Annotated in this window: 16 protein-coding genes; 4 read left to right on the top strand and 12 right to left on the bottom strand. The window is 47.3% G+C overall.

Annotated features, from left to right (window positions below; translation table 11 throughout):
* Window positions 1-907 precede the first annotated feature (907 nt).
* From IAQ59_RS11580 to IAQ59_RS11555, 6 genes are read right to left on the bottom strand one after another with little or no spacing between them, the layout of a single operon-like run.
* Window positions 908-1,267 carry a nucleotide pyrophosphohydrolase gene (locus IAQ59_RS11580; protein ID WP_245189561.1) on the bottom strand — a complete coding sequence of 120 codons (360 nt, stop codon included), beginning with the start codon at window positions 1,265-1,267 and terminating at the stop codon, window positions 908-910.
* Window positions 1,218-2,741, bottom strand: coding sequence for an ATP-binding cassette domain-containing protein (locus IAQ59_RS11575; protein ID WP_209330970.1), 1,524 nt, complete (start codon window positions 2,739-2,741; stop codon window positions 1,218-1,220). Before IAQ59_RS11575 ends, IAQ59_RS11580 begins: the two co-directional genes overlap by 50 nt.
* 32 nt (window positions 2,742-2,773) lie before the next feature.
* Window positions 2,774-3,226 (bottom strand): D-aminoacyl-tRNA deacylase, encoded by a 453-nt coding sequence (gene dtd, locus IAQ59_RS11570; protein ID WP_209330969.1) that lies wholly within the window; start codon window positions 3,224-3,226, stop codon window positions 2,774-2,776.
* A 10-nt stretch (window positions 3,227-3,236) separates the two neighbouring features.
* On the bottom strand, window positions 3,237-3,956 hold the full coding sequence (locus IAQ59_RS11565) for an oxidoreductase (protein WP_209330968.1): 720 nt from the start codon (window positions 3,954-3,956) through the stop codon (window positions 3,237-3,239).
* Window positions 3,953-4,384 carry a YkvA family protein gene (locus IAQ59_RS11560; RefSeq protein ID WP_209330967.1) on the bottom strand — a complete coding sequence of 144 codons (432 nt, stop codon included), beginning with the start codon at window positions 4,382-4,384 and terminating at the stop codon, window positions 3,953-3,955. The genes IAQ59_RS11565 and IAQ59_RS11560 overlap by 4 nt, the downstream gene beginning before the upstream one ends.
* 10 nt (window positions 4,385-4,394) lie before the next feature.
* Complete coding sequence (locus IAQ59_RS11555; protein ID WP_209330966.1) at window positions 4,395-4,916, bottom strand: DUF7935 family protein; 522 nt, start codon at window positions 4,914-4,916, stop codon at window positions 4,395-4,397.
* A gap of 112 nt (window positions 4,917-5,028) precedes the next feature.
* On the opposite strand from IAQ59_RS11555, the gene IAQ59_RS11550 reads away from it, so the two are divergent.
* Window positions 5,029-5,343 carry a HesB/IscA family protein gene (locus IAQ59_RS11550; RefSeq protein ID WP_209330965.1) on the top strand — a complete coding sequence of 105 codons (315 nt, stop codon included), beginning with the start codon at window positions 5,029-5,031 and terminating at the stop codon, window positions 5,341-5,343.
* An 11-nt stretch (window positions 5,344-5,354) separates the two neighbouring features.
* On the opposite strand, the gene IAQ59_RS11545 is transcribed toward IAQ59_RS11550, so the two are convergent.
* From IAQ59_RS11545 to IAQ59_RS11530, 4 genes are all read right to left on the bottom strand, one after another.
* Window positions 5,355-5,816 carry a DUF4268 domain-containing protein gene (locus tag IAQ59_RS11545; protein ID WP_209330964.1) on the bottom strand — a complete coding sequence of 154 codons (462 nt, stop codon included), beginning with the start codon at window positions 5,814-5,816 and terminating at the stop codon, window positions 5,355-5,357.
* A gap of 77 nt (window positions 5,817-5,893) precedes the next feature.
* Window positions 5,894-6,271 carry a dihydroneopterin aldolase gene (gene folB, locus IAQ59_RS11540; protein ID WP_209330963.1) on the bottom strand — a complete coding sequence of 126 codons (378 nt, stop codon included), beginning with the start codon at window positions 6,269-6,271 and terminating at the stop codon, window positions 5,894-5,896.
* Window positions 6,271-7,116, bottom strand: coding sequence for a DivIVA domain-containing protein (locus IAQ59_RS11535; protein WP_209330962.1), 846 nt, complete (start codon window positions 7,114-7,116; stop codon window positions 6,271-6,273). Before IAQ59_RS11535 ends, folB begins: the two co-directional genes overlap by 1 nt.
* Before the next feature lie 5 nt (window positions 7,117-7,121).
* Window positions 7,122-8,030 carry a WD40 repeat domain-containing protein gene (locus IAQ59_RS11530; protein WP_209330961.1) on the bottom strand — a complete coding sequence of 303 codons (909 nt, stop codon included), beginning with the start codon at window positions 8,028-8,030 and terminating at the stop codon, window positions 7,122-7,124.
* Window positions 8,031-8,071: 41 nt separating this feature from the next.
* Here IAQ59_RS11530 and IAQ59_RS11525 point away from each other — a divergent pair, with 41 nt between their 5' ends.
* Entirely contained in the window at window positions 8,072-8,701 is a 630-nt protein-coding gene (locus tag IAQ59_RS11525) for a 4'-phosphopantetheinyl transferase family protein (RefSeq protein WP_209330960.1), read from the top strand.
* A gap of 33 nt (window positions 8,702-8,734) precedes the next feature.
* The gene (locus IAQ59_RS11520) at window positions 8,735-9,379 is read left to right on the top strand and encodes a redoxin domain-containing protein (RefSeq protein ID WP_245189560.1); all 645 of its coding nucleotides are present in this window, start codon (window positions 8,735-8,737) and stop codon (window positions 9,377-9,379) included.
* Window positions 9,380-9,381: 2 nt separating this feature from the next.
* Here the strand turns inward: IAQ59_RS11520 and IAQ59_RS11515 are convergent, their stop codons facing one another.
* The gene (locus IAQ59_RS11515; protein ID WP_209330959.1) at window positions 9,382-10,227 is read right to left on the bottom strand and encodes a transglutaminase-like domain-containing protein; all 846 of its coding nucleotides are present in this window, start codon (window positions 10,225-10,227) and stop codon (window positions 9,382-9,384) included.
* A gap of 86 nt (window positions 10,228-10,313) precedes the next feature.
* Window positions 10,314-11,117 (bottom strand): N-acetylmuramoyl-L-alanine amidase family protein, encoded by an 804-nt coding sequence (locus IAQ59_RS11510; RefSeq protein WP_209330958.1) that lies wholly within the window; start codon window positions 11,115-11,117, stop codon window positions 10,314-10,316.
* A gap of 63 nt (window positions 11,118-11,180) precedes the next feature.
* Between IAQ59_RS11510 and IAQ59_RS11505 the strand changes: the two genes are divergently transcribed.
* Window positions 11,181-13,955 (top strand): putative LPS assembly protein LptD, encoded by a 2,775-nt coding sequence (locus IAQ59_RS11505; RefSeq protein ID WP_209330957.1) that lies wholly within the window; start codon window positions 11,181-11,183, stop codon window positions 13,953-13,955.

Raw genomic sequence — 13,955 nt, 5'->3', positions numbered from 1 at the left:
TCCCTGCTAAAAATTCGATAACTTATCATTGAAAAAGTCGGATATAAAATCACATCATTCAGCGCATGGGAAATCAGCCAATTTTATAAAAAATCATAAAATGTATACCTACTTGATATTCCGGAGCAATATGCAAAAATAACCGCAAATCTGTTGAATTTCGGTCAAGGCAAATTGCAATAAATTATTGCCAGATTACCTTTGGAGGAAGTAATGATGTATGGATAACCTATTCTTTGATGCTCCTAATTTAATTATCGAAACTGATTCCTCATCGTTGTCCAATTCAAAGAGAAGAGTCAGTTGAGATTTTTCTAGATTACTATATTTCTTCAATTGACTCATTTTTGTTATGTTTTCGTTAAAGCAATCAATTATTTTTCTTCGCGATAAACTTATCAAAATCTGATTGATAGGTTTGTTCTTGAATTGAATCACCCGAAACTTTATCCAATTTGCCCTCAGCCTTAAGCTTGGCTTGTATTTGTCGACTGCCCTTGTGCGGACACCTGTTTTTTCGGCCATTTCCTCGAGAGTAACGTGATTTCTTCTGCTATCATCCGTATGATCACCCATTGACTGTTAGGATCTTAAAATCAGCTCTTTCCTTAATCAAAAGCGTATAACTTTCCCATTGGGGCTGGAGATCTTCCATACTTCTCTCCGAACTTCTCTCCGAACTTTTTGACTACTTTTTTGGGATAACGGTAAAAGTCCCTGACATACAACTTTTTCAAAATCCCAAAGGCTTTTCCAAAAAGTGTTTTTAAATCTAAAAATTTAAATTTGGGCCAGTGTCTATCAGTTCGTTAAATTTAGGGGAAGATTTATCAACTTCCCCAATTTGAGCATGTGGCTGATTGGGTACTCGCAGACCACTTTCAGGGGACACAGACGACGGTCGGGGTTACAGTTTCTTGTTTTCTTTGTGCCGGTTCTTGTCCCGGATCGATTTCTTTTCAAAGTTCTTTTCCAGTGCGGCGGTTAGGTCTACTCCCGTTTGGTTGGCGAGGCAGATCAGTACCCATAGCACATCGGCCATTTCATCGGCGAGGTCTTTGTCGCGATCGCTTTGCTTAAACGACTGTTCTCCGTACTTGCGGGCAATGATGCGGGCGACTTCTCCCACCTCTTCTGTAAGAATGGCCATGTTGGTAAGTTCGTTAAAGTAGCGAACACCGATGGTGGTTATCCATTCATCTACGCGTTTTTGGGCGTCAGCGATGGTCAGCGGACTGGATTTTTCGGGCATGGGTTCGTTTGCCATTTTCTAAGAGAATTTCGTGATCTACCGTATCGGGAATGTCGTTGGCATAGTGGCTTACATAGATCAGCCCGATGGGTGTTTTCTGACAAATGTGGTCTATGATGTGTTTGAATCGGGTCCGCTGTTCATCATCCATGCCCTGTGCCGCTTCATCTAAAATCAGCAAGGCAGGTTGTTTGATGAGGGCCCTTGCCAGCAAGCAAAATCGTTGGTCTTCCAGGCTCGCCTGATGCAGCAACACCCGCTGGATATGGGGTATCTGCAGGGCCTCCATCCAGTCTAGGGCCAGTTTGGTTTGTTCGGGTGTCGGCTGCCTAAATAAGCCCATCGTATCAAACAATCCGGAAAGGACTACTTTCAGGCAGGTTTGGTTTTTTGGAAAGTAACGGCTGAGCTCGGGAGACACAAAACCAATGGGACGTTTGATATCCCATATAGACTCTCCACTGCCGCGTTTTCGGTCAAATAGGTAAAAATCGCTGGCATAGGCCTGGGGATTTTCGCCAATCAAAAGGCTGATAAGTGTGGACTTGCCGGCACCGTTGTGGCCTTTGAGCACCCAGCGTTCACCGGGTTTTACGGTCCATTGGATTCCTTGGAGCAACTGCCTGTCTCCGTAGCGAATGGATACGTCCCGCAGGTCGATCAGGTTATGGTAGGCAACTGCCGGATAATCGGCGATCAACCGCTTGATGCGTGCGGTCTCTTCCGGGGAAACCGTCGTTTTTTCGGTCTTAAGCAGTGATTTATCTTCCATGGGAAGGAGTTGTCCTTGGCTGATTCTGCCCACATGGGTGATCACTGCGGGGATTTCCTCCGGAGAGGTCGTCATCACTACCTGAATGCCCGAGCGGGTGATTTGTTCCAGTATGCCGTCAAATGCTTCGCGCGTCGCCACATCTAAACCGGTGAGCGGCCGATCCATCAAAAATAATAGGGGGTTTTTTAACAGTGCGGCGGCGATCGCCAGTCTGCGGGTTTCCCCGTTGGAGAGTTTGATCAAGGACTTATCGGAAAGAGAAGTCAAGGCTAGCAGGGCCATGGCATTTTCCTTGTTCCAATAGCCGGGGCGTGCTTCCTCCACACGGTCTAGGTAGTCGGATACGGTGTCCGCTTCTTCTGCTTCGCTGCTGTTGAATCGTTGTTGGTAGTAAAACTCCTGTACGTTCGATTTATTTTTAAACGTGTAGGCTTGGGAGACAAAAGACATCAGATCGCGAAAAGAGTTCACTTTGCCCAGTTTGGACTGCGCTTCCTGGTAGGCATGGGAAAAATGGCGCGTAATCCGCCCCTGCGTGACGGAGGTCCGCCCATACAGGGTTTCCAGCAAGGCCGTCTTCTCGGCACCTGAGGAAGCGATTATTGCCCATTGTTCACCGGATTGCATGGAGAAATTCAAGTCTTGAAAAAGGACTTTACCGTTTTTGAGAATGGTGGCGTTTTCGATGGTCAAAAAGGGGAGTTTCTGGTGCATACGCATGGGAAAAGCCGCAGGACAGCCTTGTTTTACACTTTGTTTTTAGAATCGATGATGATCGTAACGGGGCCGTCGTTTACCAAGGCCACCTGCATATTGGCGCCAAATTCACCTGTTTGAATGGGCTTGCCCATTTCGGCGGTCAGCGTGGCGATGGTTTTTTCATAACACGGGATGGCTACCTCCGGCTTGGCTGCCTTGATGTAGGAGGGTCTATTGCCCTTTTTGGTGCTGGCATGTAGGGTAAACTGACTGATGAGGAGCAGGTCGCCGCCCGCTTCCAGAATACTCCGGTTCATCACTCCTGCTGCATCCGGGAAAAGGCGCATCTGTACGATTTTACGGCTGATCCATTGAATGTCGTCCTCACCGTCGGCATCTTCTATGCCCAGCAAAATCAGCAATCCGGCCTTAATTTCCCCCTTAATTTTTCCGGAAATCGCCACAGATGCTTCAGAGACGCGTTGTAATACGGCAATCATTGGCAATTGGTTAAAGTTCGTGCATGTCGCGGTTGGAAACAGTTTCGATCATTTTCACCGAAGAACGCTTTGCATAGGTCAGCATGGCTTTGGCGACTTGGTGATCGTAGATGGGTTTGTATTTTTTAAGCAGGCCAAGGGCGGTGACACCCCGCATGACCAAGGAGCCGACTTCTTCACCCAGCCTGGATTCCCGGCGGTTCCCCAGCAATACCGATGGCTGAAAAATCGCCAGGTAGTGAAAGGCAATGAGTTTTAGGTCGTCCTCGGTTTCACCCTTCACGCGGCTATAAAAAATGCCGGATTGGGGATTGGCACCGATGGAGCTGACATACAAAAATTTACTTGCGCCCTGATGGTAGGCCCATTGGGCAAAGTCTACCACGTAATCGTGGTCAATTTGGTAAAATGTTTCCTTTGACCCCGCTTTTTTGATGGTAGTGCCCAAGGTGCAGAAGCCGTGTATTTCCGCCGATTTTTCTTCCAACCATTCTATCAATGGGTGGTAATTTCCCCCCATGTTTCGATGCCGGATTTTTTCGATCAGGTTGGTAAGGTGCAATTTCTCAAAATCCACCACTACCTGTAGGAGTTTTTCGTGCTTGATGGCAAGTTCCCTTCTGCCAAATGAGATGACAAAGGTGTATTCCGGATCTTTGAATAGCTGGTGCAGCACTTGCATTCCCACCAATCCGGATCCCCCGGCAACAAAGGCGACTCTCTTTATCATACTGGCATATCCGTGTTACGGCCGTTTTGTTCCCATAGTTGAAATCTTTCGATATCGGCCTTTAGGCTATTGTAAATGCCAAGCAGCACGGATAAGTCGTCCACATAACCTACAAAAGGAATAAAATCCGGAACCATGTCCAACGGTAAGGCAAAGTAAAAAAGGGCTAGTACAAGCAATCCTAACGAGCGGCCGGACAGGCTTTTGTATTCGCCCTTTATATGGGCGGTCAGCATTCGGACAAATATCTCTAGCTGTGCCCGGGCTCCGGCTACCAGCGGAGTATCCAGTAGGTCGGAGATTTTTACCCGTACCTGATGCAGCAGGTGCTTCAGCTTTGACTCAGAGGCCGCGATACGCTGCGCCCGGGCCATGTAGATGGCCTTTGCTTTCTCAAAGACCTGATGGTATTCTTCCTTAATGTTCATAATAGGTAAGTTAGAAATATACCTGGATTTCAGATTTAATCTTTTTGCGGGCACTGGCCACCACGTCATTTTCACTTTCCAGCGATAGCTGAAATATGCGCTTTGCAAGCTCAATGCCCAGCGCTTCGGAAGCCAATCCTTGGTTGGCACGATTGATTAAGGTGATGACCTGTTCTACAGCGTTTCGCACATCTTCCCAGGCATCGTCGGAGAAGTACACTTGTTGGGAAAGGTTGTGGTTAAACTCTTCGCGCACCTCATTTATCAGCAACACATATAGCTCTGACGCAGAAAGACCTCCTTGGTTAATACGCCGCACCAGATTGTTTGGTGTGATGCGCTCCAGCAAAAGGCAAAGACGCTCTGCTGCCTGGATCCGAAGAGGCAGAATGGTGTCGGTGTTTTTGGTCTTGAGTTCCAGCACCCGCTTTTCCCATTCCTTTTTCAAAAAGGAAAGGGTAACAATATACATGCCGTAAACCGCCAGCCCGGCGGGTAATAAGATCTTTAAGAGATCCGCAATCCATTCCATGTCGCTTGGTATTAAAGTTCTAATATCTACAATCTATGCTTACCATACTATACACAGTGGCTTTTTCTACCGTATCTTTGAACCTTTGTATCCATAACGGGATTTATTTGTCATGTTAAATCCAATAAGTATTTCGGACAAGGCGCTGGATGAAATCAAAAACATCATGGCCCATAAAAACATTCCCAGTGAATATACGCTGCGGGTCGGGGTGAAGGGCGGCGGATGTGGAGGCGTTTCGTATATGTTGGGTTTTGACAAGCCCAAGTCGGACGATCAGGTGTTTGAATGGGAGGGCTTGAAAATTCTCATAGAAAAGAAGCATGTCATGTTTTTGATGGGAATGCATATTGATTTTTTCGAAAGCAGCGAGGCCCGGGGATTTACCTTTGTCAATTCGGATATGCCAAAGCGGCACGATGCCTGATACATATCCCATCAACTGAGTCCTTCGAATCCGTATTTCATATTGGACCAGAAAGCATCTAGCGCCACGATACGCGGTTTTAAGAAGGAAATGATGTCAGCCCATTGTCTCTGATCCATCACGCTTACCAGGTTTAGCCTTTTTTCAATTCTGGCGATTGGTTGTCCGGATTCTGTTTCCCCATGAAGTTCCCAGTGCCAGGGTTCACCCAGCTCGGCGGTCAGTATTTTTTCGAACTCTTGAAACTGCTCAAAAAGCAGCTGCCGAATATCCGGGTCTGGGTGCGCAATTTCTATGCCTATTGATGCAAAATGCCGCTCGGCTTTCATCCGGAAATAGATGCCTTTGATACCGGTCTTGTAGTTCTGCCATTGTATTCGCCGGCCCTCGGCAGATGGAACGGGTTTCATGTACAAGCCGAATGCTGTCCAAAATTCCTGCTTGATTTTGCTGACTTGGTTTTTTGTGTACATAGTGGAAAAATAGGAGGCGGCTAAAATCCCGGTGTGCGGTTAGCGAGGGGATAAATATCTTGCCGACAGGGCATGGCCTATGATTGGGAGTACCGGTAATCGGACGGGTAGCTTACCTTCACCACGGAATAATTGACCACTCCTCCCAAAGCGGGGTTGTGTTTTTTGATAATGATGTCTATCTCTGTCAAGGTGGGATAGGCCTTAAGAATATCCTGAATCATCCGATGGGCCAGGTGCTCCAGCAGCTTCACCGGTTCCTGCATGTGGGACTTGGCAATCTGATAAATTCGGAAATAGTCCACCGTTGCTTTTAGATCATCCTCCAACATGGCCCGAGTAAAGTCGGTGTGCACGTGGATGTCTACCGTAAACCGGTTCCCCAATTTCTTTTCTTCAGAGAAGACCCCGTGGTAGGCGTGAAATTCGATGCCTTCAAGTGATACCTTTCCCATCAATCAAACTGGTCAAAAAATGAACCCGTTCCTGTGCCGTTTTTACTTTTGGGATTGGCGGTTGACTCCGGTTTTTCCTTCTTCTCAGCTGTTTCGGAAGCTGCTTCTGGCGTGTCTTCTTCGGATTCTGCCTCAAATTCGGCTGGCCCCTCATCTGGCAGAGTGGCTTCGTCTCCCTCGGTATAGATCCGTTCGGCATCCGGAATCTCTGGCTTTAGGATAAGTTCCATCTCTGGTTCGTACGACTCCGCATCGGCATCAGCGGTCAAAAAGTCACCTTCCAGGAGCTGTTTTACCTGTTGCTTGGGGAGGGAGAGGTCTATTTGCTGAAAGTTTTCTTGCGAAATGCGTATATTTTCCAAGGTATCCTGTGCCAGATTTCGCAGGTTACCCAGTAGGATTTCCCGTTGGTCGAGCAACTGTTCGTATGCTTCGGTAAGCATGGATACAGCTTCCTTAAGGTCTTCAATCACTCCCTTTGATTTGGACTCGGCCTGCTCCTGCATGTTTTTAGCCCTATTGGTCGCATCCGATTTTAGCAAATCGGCTTCCATATGGGCTTCTTTTAGGATTTGGTCGGCAGTATTATTTGCATGCTCTATGATGCTTGCACCGGTATCTTCGGCGGTTTTTAGGGTCCGAAAGAGGGACTGTTCGATTTCCCTCAGCTTTTGGGCCTCTTTGTCGGCATGTTCAAACTTGAGCTGCAGTGTCCTTTGCTCGTCGAGAACTTTTTCCCATTCTTGGGATAGGTAGGTCAAAAAGGCTGATACTTCTTCTTTGTCGTAGCCTCTGATTTGTCTTTCAAAGGTTTTTTGACGGATATCCAACGGCGTTATCTTCATAAGAATTAGACTTCAATGTTCCATATTGATACGGTACGGTCATCGCTTACGGCTACCACCTGCCCGTTATGTCGGCTCCAAAAAACCTTGTTTATCGAGGTGCCGTGTCCCGCATGGCGTCCTTTGTCGATTACTTTCAACAGCTGGTACTGATGGGCATCCCAAAGTTTGATGGACTTGTCCATACTACAAGTTACAAAATATCTGCCATCATCCCGAAAAGATAGGTAATTAATCGCAAACATGTGGGCTACGATGCTTTTCTCCAAATTGAAATTGGCAGCATCCCAAATATGTAGATGGGCGTCCCTGCCACCGCTGATGAGGATGTTTCCGTCTGGGGAATACCCTAGTGCAAAGACGGAATTGCTGTGTTTATCCAGCTTAGCCACGGGGCTGTAACTGTTTGTTTCAATGATTTTTACGGAATGGTCCGAGGATCCAATCGCCAACTGCCCGCCACGTGGATGCAGTGCTAGGGATCTAAGGGCCGCGTCACTAAGCTTGATGTGCTTTCGCGGGGATCTTTCTTCCATATCTACCACGATGAGAACCCCGTCTCCTGTGGCCACATGCAATGTATCTCCGGCGATCGCTAGGTCAAATATCGGTTGCGATGTGAGTTTGAGCGACCAAATTTCTTTTCTATCGGTAAGGTCAATGACGTGTATTCCCTCAAAATTGTGCCCAATAACCAAGAGATTGCGTACAGGATCTACGGCGAGGGCGTATACGGAGTGGGGGAGTTTTGCGATCAGCTTACCGTCTTTCGGATGATCCATGTCCCATTCGACCACATAGCCGTCTCCGGCACCTGTGTAAAAAAACCGCGGATTTACCCCTTCGGCTAAGGCAAAGATGGAATGATTGTGGCCTGCAAGCGTATGTAGTTTATTTACTGTAATTTTTGACATATATTGCACGTAATTTATCACCACCCCCGCCTTATTTACGCATGCAAACAAAATTAGAAAAAATTAGCCCGTTATCGGCGTTTGCGGTCAATAATATTCATGATCTTCCCGATACTGACCTGGATTTTTTGAGTTTTAGAGAGAAGCTTTCCTATGCGAATATCAGCCATCCACAAAAGCGCCTGGAATGGAAAGCGGCGCGCCTTGCGGTAAAATCCGCGCTAGACCTGATTTCGCTTCCCTACCCGGGCTTTTACAAAGATCCCCATGGGAAATCTTACCCCATGGACGGCTATGGGCATGTATCCTTGTCTCATTGCACGCACGTAGCTGCGGCGATTTTTCATCGGGAGATGCCGGTCGGCATTGATCTGGAGAATGTCCGTGAAAAGACGGTAAAGGTAGGGCATAAATTCCTACAAGACCGTGAGTTGGAATTCTTACATGCAGATGTCCTGCTTCATACCATCGCTTGGTCTGCGAAGGAATCGATCTTTAAATGTCAAGGAAGGAAGGGCATTAGCCTAAAGGAAAACATATCCCTGCAGCGTTTTGACGCAAGCACTGAGGTAATCAAAGGCAGAATCTCCGGCACGGGAAACTCGGACCATCATTACGAAGTACGGGTTATGTTGGAGGGTGACATGGTACTCACGTACACAATTTGGTAAAAAAGTACGTCGTTTGGGTAAATTCTGCAAAAAATGCCTGATTTTTGTACGGGAATAGTAGCTTATCAGGCACTGCTCGTCAATACAATGAAAAAGGCTTTAAGGATCTTGGTTTTTGGTTTGGTATGCCTGCACCTCGTGGGAGAGGCGGAGGCACAACGACTGTCAGATATCGAGTTGCAGGACGCAGTCTCAGGGGAGGTTTTTTCGCTGAAGGAGTATCGCTCCTCCAAGGCGGTGGTGCTCATATTTTCCAGTTTGGGATGTCCTTTTTCCAAGCTGTACGAAGCACGCATCAATAAATTGTATGAGGAGTATGCGGTGCAGGGTTTCGTGTTTGCGATGGTAAATCCACATGCAGGTCAGGGAAGCGGTGAAAGCCTTGCCGACATGGCCGACCGCGCCGCACAAAAAGGATATTTGATGCCTTACCTGATGGATACCGAACAGAAAATGACCCGGTACCTGGAGGTCACCAAGATTCCGGAGGCCGTGGTTATCAGTAATGGCCCAACGGGTTATTCGGTGGTATACAAAGGGGCCATAGACAACAATCCGCAGTCGGCAGAAAGTGCGCAGATGAAGTACCTCGAATCTGCGTTGGGAAATATCCTGGCCCGCAAAAATCCCAGTCCGGCCTCCACCCGGGCGGTTGGCTGCAATGTCCGTCTACAGTAGCCTCAGTCTTCGTATAGAATATCCAAGAGTTCTTGCACTTCGTGGGCTTTTTCAGGCTCACCGATTTTTTCAAAGGACAGCTTCAAGTTTCGAAGTGTCCTGCGGATAATCTCGATGTTTTCACAGGGTTCGAAGTACTCCTCCTTGGGTTCGTATTTGAGGTGCTCCAGGTAATTCAGAATATCGTGGCGGGTGAAGATCAGGCCTTTGTTGAAGGCGTTGATGTAAAAGGTCGTTTCCGCAGTTTTGAAGGTGAGCACAAAAAGGTTCGGCAGATTCACGCCGTAGATGGGAAGCCCTAGTTTTTTCGCTACCAACAAATACACCGAGCAAAGGCTTATTGGATTGCCCCTTTTTGAATCCAATACGATGCTAAGCATGCTGTTGCTCGGGGAATGAAAGTTTTTGGTATTGGCCGCAAATTTTAATTCATGAAACAGCACGCTGTTGATCGTGCGGACTTGTTCATAGGGGGAGAGGTGATTGTCAAAGGAAGTCCACACGTCAAAATAGATTTGGTGCATGGAGGCATTCAAGGTCTCAAATTCCAACTCGGGGTACTGAAAGGTGTTGATGATCCATAAACCCTGAAGGAGTTCTTGGTCAGAATCCTTTTTCCATGAGCGAAGACGCTCTTTCAGCAGCGAAAACTGAAGTTCGTGCACCAGGTCTTCGATCTCTTTTTGGATAACCGGGTCAAAACTATCCTCCCATTTCTTTTCCAAAAACGGGATAATGTCATTGCCCAGTGAAATGATTTTTCCCCGTACGTGGTCCTTTACCTCCGGGTCTTGATCATCGAGGAGAGAGACCAGCGCAGTTAATTCCTTTTCGTTTAATATGTCCATGCGCAAACCCTGTTAGTGCTGTCAAGTACCCCGTAAATTTACCAATAATTTGAAAAAGTCGGTACCTAGGCAGCAGGGGAAGACGGTTAAAATGACTCAATTTCCTCTTTGTAGGCTTTAATGGCACGAAACAAACCGGACGCAATGTAGGTTTGGCCGTCTTTGCTATTGAGGTATCGCTCTTCATTTGTGTTGGACAGAAACCCCACCTCTACCAATACGCTGGGCATACCGGTCGTCCAAAGCACGTAAAATGGGGCCTGTTTGACTCCCCGGCTGTACCGGTTTACCCTCGTTTTGAAGTCATTTTCGATCTTTTCGGCCAAGGAAAGGCTGTTGGCAAAATAGGCCTTTTGCATGAGGTTAAACATCATGTAGGACTCCGGCGAAGAAGGATCAAATCCCTCGTAGTTTTCCTCGTAATCGTCTTCGAGTAAGATTACCGCATTCTCACGCTTTACGATTTCGAAGTTGGCGTTAAAGTTCTTATTTCCCATCACAAAGGTTTCCGTGCCGTATACCTGCGTGGCAGAGGTGGCATTGCAATGAATGGAAATAAACAGGTCAGCTTTGTTTCGGTTGGCGATATTTGCGCGTTCTTTGAGTTCGATGAAGGTGTCGGACTTGCGGGTGTAGATGACCTCTACTTCGGGCAGGAGGTCGTTGATGTATTTACCCAACTGCAGGGCCAAGCTGAGGGCAATGTCTTTTTCCTTCGAGATTTTGCCCACTGTGCCGGGGTCTTTACCTCCATGCCCGGCATCAATCACAATCCTACGCAGCTTGTATTCCGAGGTCCGTTTATTACCAGTAGGGACAAAACCTGTAAAAATCAAGGAGAAGGTGAGTAGGGAAATAATGAGAATATTTTTTGGCCTCCTTCGTTTCATAAACGTTATTAAAGTTAACTTTACGCAAAATTTATAAATTTTTGAAGCAAACAGAAATAAACGGTGCATAATCTTAGGCTCGTATTTCTTTCCGTAACGCTCCTAACCCTTCTTTGCCAGGACTTATTGGGACAGGAACCCGGCAGACGACCCGTAGAACGAGAATTTATTGTACCCGATACCCTTATCAACCCTTCCGCCAGTCCGGATACCTTGTTGCCTTCGCTCCCTGACAGTATTCTCTCCATAGAACCTGAAATGCTGGAGCCCGATTCTGCAGAGTTGGCCCAAATAGGAGATATTGAAACCGTCATCAATTATTTTGCCGAAGACAGCATCGTATCTGATTTTTCTCAAAATAAGGTGTTTCTGTATAAGCAAGCCTGGTTTGAGTATGGAAACATTCGCTTAGATGCGGATTATATCGTGATTGACTGGGAAAAAAGCGAGCTCTATGCATCCGGACTTGCGGATACCACCGGAGTGATTCAGGGTACCCCCATGTTCAAGGAAGGATCCAGCATCTACGAGATCCGCAAAGACATGCGGTATAATTTCAAGTCAAGCAAAGCCATTATTTCGGATGTGGTTACTCAGCAGGATGAAGGGCTTCTGCGTGGACAGACCGTCAAGAAGGGCCGCGATGGGAGTATCTACCTGAACAAAGGTTTTTATACAACCTGTGACCTCCTGGAGCCGCATTGGCACATATCTTCTTCCAAGATCAAATCCATTCGGGGCAAACAGGTCGTTTCAGGGCCCTTTAATCTGTATTTTAATGGGATTCCCACACCCTTGGGACTGCCGTTCGGAATCATCCCGGACACTCCCGAGGAAAAGGTTTCCGGCATCCTTTTTCCATCCTATGGGCAGGAACAGGTACGGGGTTTCTTCTTGAGGGACTTTGGCTATTATTTTGCCCTAAACGACTACATCCATACCAAGGTGACCGGTGAAGTCTTTTCATTAGGCGGTTGGGGAGTAAAGACCGCCTCTGTTTACAACAAGCGTTATCGCTTTAAGGGAGGCTTTAATGTGGATTTTCAGAAGTTCCAAAGCCCGGAAACAGCCGAAAACCCCATTTCCTACGATGCATTTTGGTTGCGCTGGAACCACACGCCAGAATCTCGCGGAAATTCCCGGTTTTCGGCTTCTGCTAACTTCGGAACCAAGTCCTACAATGACAATGTCTTGCAGCAGGCTAACTTTCAACAAAACACCTCGTCTGACTTCTCCTCTAACATTGCCTACAGCAAAACCTTCGTAGGTACGCCCTTCAGTATGTCTGCCAATCTGCGGCATTCCCAAAATCAGGTGACGGATGAGGTAAACCTGCTGCTGCCCGATGTGGCCATTAATATGAACCGACAAAACCCGTTTCGAAATATCAAATTTGAGCCGCTGAAGACCCTGAATATCGCATGGAACTTCAATGCCCAGAATTCCATCAATAACCGGATCACACCGGAGTTTGGCGTCGATCCTAACCTGCTTCGAAACGATCTGGAGATGTTTAACCAGCCAAATGCTCCTAACATTCTTCCATTTACCTTTGCCAACATGCCGCAGCTCCTGAGGGAAGCGGATAATGGGTTTAGGCACACGGTGCCGGTTTCCTCGAATTTTACCCTGTTTCGATTCTTTACCGGGACGGCGTCTATGAATTTTACCGAACTTTGGTACCTGGAGCGGATAAACTATTACTTCAATCCACAAGAGGGCCGCTTGGACCGTATCTTGGAGCAGGGTTTCAATCGGGTGGGGTATTACAATGCCTCCTTTAATATGGCCACCAACATTTACGGATTTTACACCTTCAAGAAGGGATCGAAGATCGAAGCAATCCGCCACCACATGCAGCCTACATTTGGCTTTTCCTCCACGCCGGATTTTTCGGATCCCCGATTTGGGTATTACCAAGAAGTTCAGGTAGACCCCTCCGGGCGCACCCAGCGGCTGTCCCGTTATCAGGGTTTTCTGTATGGGGGTGCACCTATGGGCGAAGCCAAAGCCCTTAGCATCAATATCCGAAACGTGGTGGAAGCCAAGGTCAGAATGGAAAGTGATACCGCCGAAGTTCAGACCAAAAAAGTTCCCCTACTGCAGACGCTAAACATCGCCACCAATTATAACTTTGCGGCTGACTCGTTTCAGCTGGCGCCAATAAACATGAATACCAGAACCTCGCTGTTTGATAACAAGATTTCAGTTTTCCTGAGCGCCAACCTAGACCCCTATGCCACCGGTGTTTACACTATCAACGGGCAGGAACGAATATCTCGTATCAACGATTTTGCCTTTAGGCGGGGGCAGGGCATCGGAACGATCCGAAGCGCAACAATGAACCTAAACGGAAGCCTAAACCCCAGTAAAACTGAGAAATCTCCCGGAGAGGTAAGGGACGAATTGACCAACGATTTTTTGAATAATGGCGGCCAGATGACGGAGTTTGTGCAAAATGAGATCGACCGCATTGCAAACGATCCCAGCCAATACATTGACTGGTCCATTCCATGGAATATGACCTTTGGGTATAACCTCAGCTACAATAGACCAACTACCGGCGATCCCCGAATCACCCAAGCTATTAACATATCCGGCGACATCAGCCTTTCGGATAAATGGAAGGTAAACTTTAATTCCGGTTTTGATGTCACTGCCGGCAACATCACCCAAACGATGATCGGAATAGCGCGGGATCTGCACTGCTGGCAGATGAACGTAAACTGGGTGCCTTTTGGCCGCTTCACCAGCTACAACATAGACATCCGCGTAAAATCAAACATCCTGCGGGACTTGAAAGTATCGCGCAGACGCTCCTTCTTCGACAGTTTTTAA

Source organism: Lunatimonas salinarum, assembly GCF_017811155.1.
GTDB classification, from domain to species: Bacteria; Bacteroidota; Bacteroidia; order Cytophagales; family Cyclobacteriaceae; genus Lunatimonas; species Lunatimonas salinarum.
This window is presented reverse-complemented; position numbering and strand designations above follow the sequence as displayed.

Coding starts and splice junctions, on each gene's coding strand:
- IAQ59_RS11550 (WP_209330965.1), top strand. CDS start 5,029: ATGTTAAATCCAATAAGTATTTCGGACAAGGCGCTGGATGAAATCAAA.
- IAQ59_RS11535 (WP_209330962.1), bottom strand. CDS start 7,116: ATGAAGATAACGCCGTTGGATATCCGTCAAAAAACCTTTGAAAGACAA.
- IAQ59_RS11545 (WP_209330964.1), bottom strand. CDS start 5,816: ATGTACACAAAAAACCAAGTCAGCAAAATCAAGCAGGAATTTTGGACA.
- IAQ59_RS11565 (WP_209330968.1), bottom strand. CDS start 3,956: ATGATAAAGAGAGTCGCCTTTGTTGCCGGGGGATCCGGATTGGTGGGA.
- IAQ59_RS11515 (WP_209330959.1), bottom strand. CDS start 10,227: ATGGACATATTAAACGAAAAGGAATTAACTGCGCTGGTCTCTCTCCTC.
- folB (WP_209330963.1), bottom strand. CDS start 6,271: ATGGGAAAGGTATCACTTGAAGGCATCGAATTTCACGCCTACCACGGG.
- dtd (WP_209330969.1), bottom strand. CDS start 3,226: ATGATTGCCGTATTACAACGCGTCTCTGAAGCATCTGTGGCGATTTCC.
- IAQ59_RS11525 (WP_209330960.1), top strand. CDS start 8,072: ATGCAAACAAAATTAGAAAAAATTAGCCCGTTATCGGCGTTTGCGGTC.
- IAQ59_RS11560 (WP_209330967.1), bottom strand. CDS start 4,384: ATGAACATTAAGGAAGAATACCATCAGGTCTTTGAGAAAGCAAAGGCC.
- IAQ59_RS11520 (WP_245189560.1), top strand. CDS start 8,735: ATGCCTGATTTTTGTACGGGAATAGTAGCTTATCAGGCACTGCTCGTC.
- IAQ59_RS11555 (WP_209330966.1), bottom strand. CDS start 4,916: ATGGAATGGATTGCGGATCTCTTAAAGATCTTATTACCCGCCGGGCTG.
- IAQ59_RS11580 (WP_245189561.1), bottom strand. CDS start 1,267: ATGGCAAACGAACCCATGCCCGAAAAATCCAGTCCGCTGACCATCGCT.
- IAQ59_RS11510 (WP_209330958.1), bottom strand. CDS start 11,117: ATGAAACGAAGGAGGCCAAAAAATATTCTCATTATTTCCCTACTCACC.
- IAQ59_RS11530 (WP_209330961.1), bottom strand. CDS start 8,030: ATGTCAAAAATTACAGTAAATAAACTACATACGCTTGCAGGCCACAAT.
- IAQ59_RS11575 (WP_209330970.1), bottom strand. CDS start 2,741: ATGCACCAGAAACTCCCCTTTTTGACCATCGAAAACGCCACCATTCTC.